General features: G+C 68.1%; 6 protein-coding genes and 1 pseudogene. 4 read left to right on the top strand and 3 right to left on the bottom strand.

Translation table 11 applies throughout. The features are described 5' to 3' along the window. Positions 1-86: 86 nt before the first annotated feature. Positions 87-332, top strand: a complete 246-nt coding sequence (locus ACWD3E_RS43165; protein ID WP_451392925.1) for a hypothetical protein — start codon at positions 87-89, stop codon at positions 330-332. Positions 333-531: 199 nt separating this feature from the next. On the opposite strand, the gene ACWD3E_RS43160 is transcribed toward ACWD3E_RS43165, so the two are convergent. Both ACWD3E_RS43160 and ACWD3E_RS43155 read right to left on the bottom strand, forming a co-directional pair. Beyond that, complete coding sequence (locus ACWD3E_RS43160) at positions 532-903, bottom strand: helix-turn-helix domain-containing protein (RefSeq protein ID WP_451392924.1); 372 nt, start codon at positions 901-903, stop codon at positions 532-534. Between the two features lie 51 nt (positions 904-954). Beyond that, the gene (locus tag ACWD3E_RS43155; protein WP_451392923.1) at positions 955-1,863 is read right to left on the bottom strand and encodes an aldo/keto reductase; all 909 of its coding nucleotides are present in this window, start codon (positions 1,861-1,863) and stop codon (positions 955-957) included. 67 nt (positions 1,864-1,930) lie between these two features. Between ACWD3E_RS43155 and ACWD3E_RS43150 the strand changes: the two genes are divergently transcribed. Continuing rightward, the gene (locus ACWD3E_RS43150) at positions 1,931-2,929 is read left to right on the top strand and encodes an ArsR/SmtB family transcription factor (protein ID WP_451392922.1); all 999 of its coding nucleotides are present in this window, start codon (positions 1,931-1,933) and stop codon (positions 2,927-2,929) included. Between the two features lie 129 nt (positions 2,930-3,058). On the opposite strand, the pseudogene ACWD3E_RS43145 reads toward ACWD3E_RS43150, so the two are convergent. Next, positions 3,059-3,235: pseudogene (locus tag ACWD3E_RS43145) on the bottom strand (IS701 family transposase); the annotation flags it as partial. Here ACWD3E_RS43145 and ACWD3E_RS43140 point away from each other — a divergent pair. Together ACWD3E_RS43140 and ACWD3E_RS43135 are read left to right on the top strand one after the other, a co-directional pair. Next, positions 3,227-3,685 (top strand): NucA/NucB deoxyribonuclease domain-containing protein, encoded by a 459-nt coding sequence (locus ACWD3E_RS43140; RefSeq protein ID WP_451392921.1) that lies wholly within the window; start codon positions 3,227-3,229, stop codon positions 3,683-3,685. The pseudogene ACWD3E_RS43145 and the gene ACWD3E_RS43140 overlap by 9 nt on opposite strands. Continuing rightward, the coding region (locus ACWD3E_RS43135) for an ISAzo13 family transposase (RefSeq protein WP_451392920.1) at positions 3,682-5,054 on the top strand (1,373 nt) is incomplete at its 3' end. The genes ACWD3E_RS43140 and ACWD3E_RS43135, both read left to right, overlap by 4 nt.

Here is a 5,054-nt window from a genome sequence, read left to right as displayed (position 1 = left end):
TCTGATCACGCGACACGGCCGACCACTCCTCGCCTTCGCCGCCACCGCCCGCACCCTCATCTGCGACGGCTGACTCACCAACTGAGATGACCTCTAAGCAGCCTGGACGATATCTGAACGCCTCCGAGGCCTACTCGCCCGGGATAGAGGTGGAAGACGCCCGTGATGACCTGGAGCGGGCGATGCTGCACCTTCCTCCCGGAGCCAGACGGGACTTGGGGCGACTGATCACGCGCATCGATGAGGAGTTCGAGCGCCGTACCTTGCCGGAACCCAACAACATCGAGTTGGCGATGTTCGGCTGGTGGTGGACCAGAATGCGGGAACGCTGACGGGCCCGGGCTCGTGCCCCCTGCAATCGAACGACACCGTCACCCTCCGCGACCGCTCCCCAAGATCTGTGCCAGAACCCCGTTCTCGTGAACAAAGCCAGCCGAGCGTAGGGCTGGTGCCGCCAGGACTTGAGCGCGTCCTGGCGAAGCCAGCGGCGCACGGTGGACGCCGAGACGGCGTCGATGACGCCGCGTGCGGTCAGTTCGGCGGCCAGTTCCGGGCACGACCAGCGTGCCAGCGGCACCCGGTCTCGGCTGGGAGTTGGCAGGCCAGGGCCTTGGCCTCGGCGACCTGTACGGGCGTGAAGCGGGCCGGGCGCCCGCTGCGTTTGCGGTCGGCCAGGGCTGGCAGGCCGCCGTCGGCGAACCGGCCCCGCCAGGTGCGCACGGTGTCCACGTGCACTCCGACCTCGGCGGCGATCCGCGCGTTGGACCTGCCCCGGGTCGCCATGAGCACGATCTGTGACCGGACCCAGGCCTGGTGCGGAGTCTTGTGACCGTAGGCCGCCTTCTTCAGCCGTTGCCGCTCGGCGGCCGTCAGAGTTATGGGGCGGGCGGCGGGAACTGGCAAGGCAGACAACCCGATCAGCAGAAGTGGATCGCAACGCCAGGGGGGTCTTGCTCATGTCGTCTCGTGGTGGAGGGGGTCCAGGGCGGTGAGTTCTTCCTCCGACAGGCGCAGGGATCCGACGGCGACGTTCTGGACGAGGTGGTCGAGGTCGCCGGTTCCGGGGATGGCCAGGACGTGGGAACCCTGGTGCAGCGTCCATGCCAGCCGGATCTGGGCTGCGCTGACGCCGTGGGCGCGAGCAATGGTGTGGACCTCTGGGCTGTGGTCGGTGGTCGCGCCGGCGGTTCGTCCGGCGCCGGCGATCGAGTAGAACGGCACGAACGCGATGCGCTGTTCGCCGCAGAGGCCGAGGAACTCCTTCTGCTCGGGCGATGCGCCGATGCCGTACATGTTCTGGACGCAGACCACCGGCGCGATGCTCTGGGCCTCGGCGAGGTGGTGAGGGCGGATGTTGGACAGGCCCAGGTGACGGATGAGTCCGGCCTCGCGCAGTTCGGCGAGTGCGCCGAAGCGTTCGGCGATCGAGTCGGTGCCGACGATGCGCAGGTTCACAACGTCGAGGTGGTCGCGGCCGAGCTGGCGCAGATTCTCCTCGACCTGGCTGCGCAGCTGTTCGGGGGTGGCGTGCGCCAGCCACTGGCCCGAGGGATCGCGGCCTGGTCCGACCTTGGTGGTAATGACGAGGTCGTCCGGGTAGGGGGCCAGCGCCTGGTTGATCAGCTCGTTGGCCGAGCGCAGCGGCGAGAAGTAGAACGCAGCGGTGTCCATGTGGTTCACGCCGAGCTCGACCGCGCGGCGCAGCACACGGATCGCCTCGTCGCGGTCGCGTGGTACGGCATCGGCCGCGAACGCCTCGCCGTGCTGCGGCAGGCGCATCGCGCCGAAACCGACCCGGTGGACCGTCAGGTCGCCGAGCTTCCAGGTACCCGATGCCGCCGCGGTGATCGTCTGTGAGGTCATGGCGGGATGATCTCCGCACGGTAAGCTGACCCGCCATTGATTCAGATATGTGTGAATCTATTGAGGAGTGGTTGTCCTGGCAGAGCTGGCGTTCTCGACGAGCGATCTGTCGCAGGTGCGGTTCGCCATCTCACCGATGTGGGAGGTCGCGCCCAGCTTCCGGCTGCTGAGGTCCGGCACTGCGCATCCGGTCCACCGGCCCTGGGCCGACCAGGTACGCCCGCGCCTGGTGGCCGCCGGGCTGGACCGGGGATGGCTCTGCGAGCTGATCCCGCCCACCGGCGGCTACGTCCCCGACTTCCTCAACCCGGCCCCCGCTGGCCCGGCCCCCACCCCGGCGGCAGAGCGGAACGCGGTCCGGGCAGCGTCCGCCGACCGAGTACGCCACGACCTCGACCACCTGGCCCGCCACCAGGGAACCCTCGGCTCCCGGCTACGAGCCCTGCACAACGACCCACAGGGGCTCCTCGCCAAGGTCACAGAAGAAATCGAAACCTACTGGGAACTGGCACTCGCCCCCTACTGGGCGCGAATCCGGGCAGTCCTGGACGCAGACATCCTCTACCGGGCCCGCCTGGCCGCCGAGCACGGCACCGGCCACCTCCTCAACGACCTTCACATATCCGTGAGCTGGCACAACAACGCGCTGCGGATGTCCCACCGCAAGCAGCCACTGACCCGCACGACGGCAGGCACAGGACTACTGCTGATCCCCTCGGCCTTCACCGGACCGGGGCTGCGCACCCGAACGACGCCGCCGGATCCACCCCAACTCGCCTATCAGGCACGTGGTGTCGGCTCACTCTGGCAGGCGCGGCCCGTCACACGAGCCGACACCCTCTCCGCCGTACTGGGCCGCTCACGCACCCTGCTGCTGACCGAGTTGGAGATCCCGGCCTCCACCACACAACTGGCCCACCGCACCGGACTCTCCCCAGCCGGGGTGTCCCAATACCTCACCGCGCTACGCAACGCGGGCTTGGTAAGCGCCCACCGCGCCGGCCGCGCCGTCCTATACGCCCGCACCACCGCAGCCGAAACCCTCCTCCAAGCGGCCTCCGCCTGACCTCACGTCAACCCCCGAAGTGCTTTCGGAGCTGACCACCAGTAGGACTCCGTTAGGTCTGTCTTGATCTTGGTGTGGTCCTGCTGGGCAGAGGTTGGTGGCAGGTGGTGCAGATGCCGGTCCAGCAGTTCAGCAGGTCCTGGAGGGCGTCGAGGATCTGGTAGAGGGTGAGTCCGGTGTGTCGGCTTTTGGGGCCAGCCGCTGCTCGGTGAGGAAGGCGTGAGCGGCGGTGACGAGGGTGGCGTGGTGGTGCCAGCCGTTCCAGGAGCGGCCCTCGAAGTGGTCTAGGCCCAGGCCGTGTTTAAGGGCGGCGCGGCCCTGCCGGTGGTGCCCACCCTGCCCTACAGCTCCAAGGCCGGCGCTCCTGAGCATGCAGTGGCCCAGCGCCTGAAGGACGCGCACACCAACCCCGGTGCGACCAAGCCGGTCAACCCGCGTAAGGCGGTACCGGGCTTCGACCTGCAGCACCCGCTCCACCGGCTCCAGCAGGACGCCCGGCGCGTCAGGGCCAACCGCCGTGCCGCGATTGCGACATGTGTCAAATACTGGGGCCGCGACTACGCCACAAGCGTTCCGGGAGTGAAGCGCGAATGCGATGAGTATCCGTTCGCCAGCACCCACGAGCGCTCCGCTCAGAGCAAATACGGCCCCACGAAGCCGAAGGGCGATTTCTCCGCCAGACCCATCCCTAAGGCTAAGGGCTCGCAGAGAATCAAGGTGTTGCTTCCCGTGATGCGGCCCGTTGTTGTGATATGAGCGTCTCCGACGAGGTCCGTGGCCAACTCGCTGTGAAGTTCGGGGTGTTGTTCCCGCATCTGGATGAGAGGCAGCGGCGGCTGCTGATGGGGGCCGAGGCCAGGATCCTGGGGCATGGTGGTATCCGGGCGGTCGCACGGGCGGCCCAGGTCAGCGAGACGACGGTCCGCAAGGGCGTGGACGAGCTGGAGGCCGGCAAGGAGCCTCTGGACCGGGTACGCAAGGCCGGTGGTGGCCGGAAGAAGGCCGTGGACCTTGATCCGGATCTGCGGCCCGCGCTGCTCGCGCTCGTGGAACCTGACGAGCGGGGTGATCCGATGTCGCCGCTGCGCTGGACGGTGAAGTCGACCAGGAGCCTCGCGGCCGAGCTGACCCGGCAGGGGCACAGGGTGAGCGCGGACACGGTCGGGGACCTGCTGCGTGAGGAAGGATTCAGCCTGCAGGCCGGCGCCAAGACCATCGAGGGCAAGCAGCACCCCGACCGTGACGCCCAGTTCCGCTACATCAACGAGCGGGCCAGACAGCACATCGATGCCGGAGAGCCGGTGATCAGTGTGGACACGAAGAAGAAGGAGCTCGTCGGCGACTACAAGAACGCTGGCCGCCAGTGGCGGCCAGCCGGTGAGCCGGCACTGGTCAGGACGCACGATTTCCTGGACCGGCAGGGACCGGGCAAGGCGATCCCGTACGGGATCTATGACATCGCCGCGAACACCGGCTGGGTCAGCGTCGGCACCGATCACGACACCGCCGCGTTCGCCGTCGCCTCCATCCGACGCTGGTGGCAGGCTCGAGGCCGGCACGACTATCCGGCCGCCGTCCGCCTGCTGATCACTGCGGACGCAGGCGGGTCCAACGGCTACCGCACACGAGCCTGGAAGACCGAACTCGCAGCCCTGGCCGCCGAGACGGGCCTGGACATCACGGTCTGCCACATGCCGCCCGGCACCTCGAAATGGAACAAGATCGAGCACCGGCTGTTCTCCCACATCTCCATGAACTGGCGCGGCCGACCGCTGACCAGCCACGACATCATCGTGAACAGCATCGCGGCGACCACCACCCGCACCGGACTGACCGTCCACGCCGAACTCGACCCGGGCACCTACGACACCGGCATCAAGGTCACCGACAGCGATATCGACGCCCTGCCCATGCACCGGCACCGCTTCCACGGCGACTGGAACTACACCCTCCACCCCCAACCTCGCGACACCACCAGCTCAGCCAGGAACCCGCGGCCGGCCGACCGCACGTCCCCGCAGCCCTGCATCGGGTGTCTGCGCAACCCGGAGCTGACCGGCATGCCCGAACCGGCGCTGGATGAGCTCATCAACCAACTGGCCCAGGATCTAAACGAGTTACGCGA

The sequence above is a fragment of the Streptomyces sp. NPDC002676 genome, from assembly GCF_053592455.1.
The sequence above is the reverse complement of the archived record's forward strand: the minus strand, read 5'-3'. Positions and strand labels throughout refer to the sequence as shown.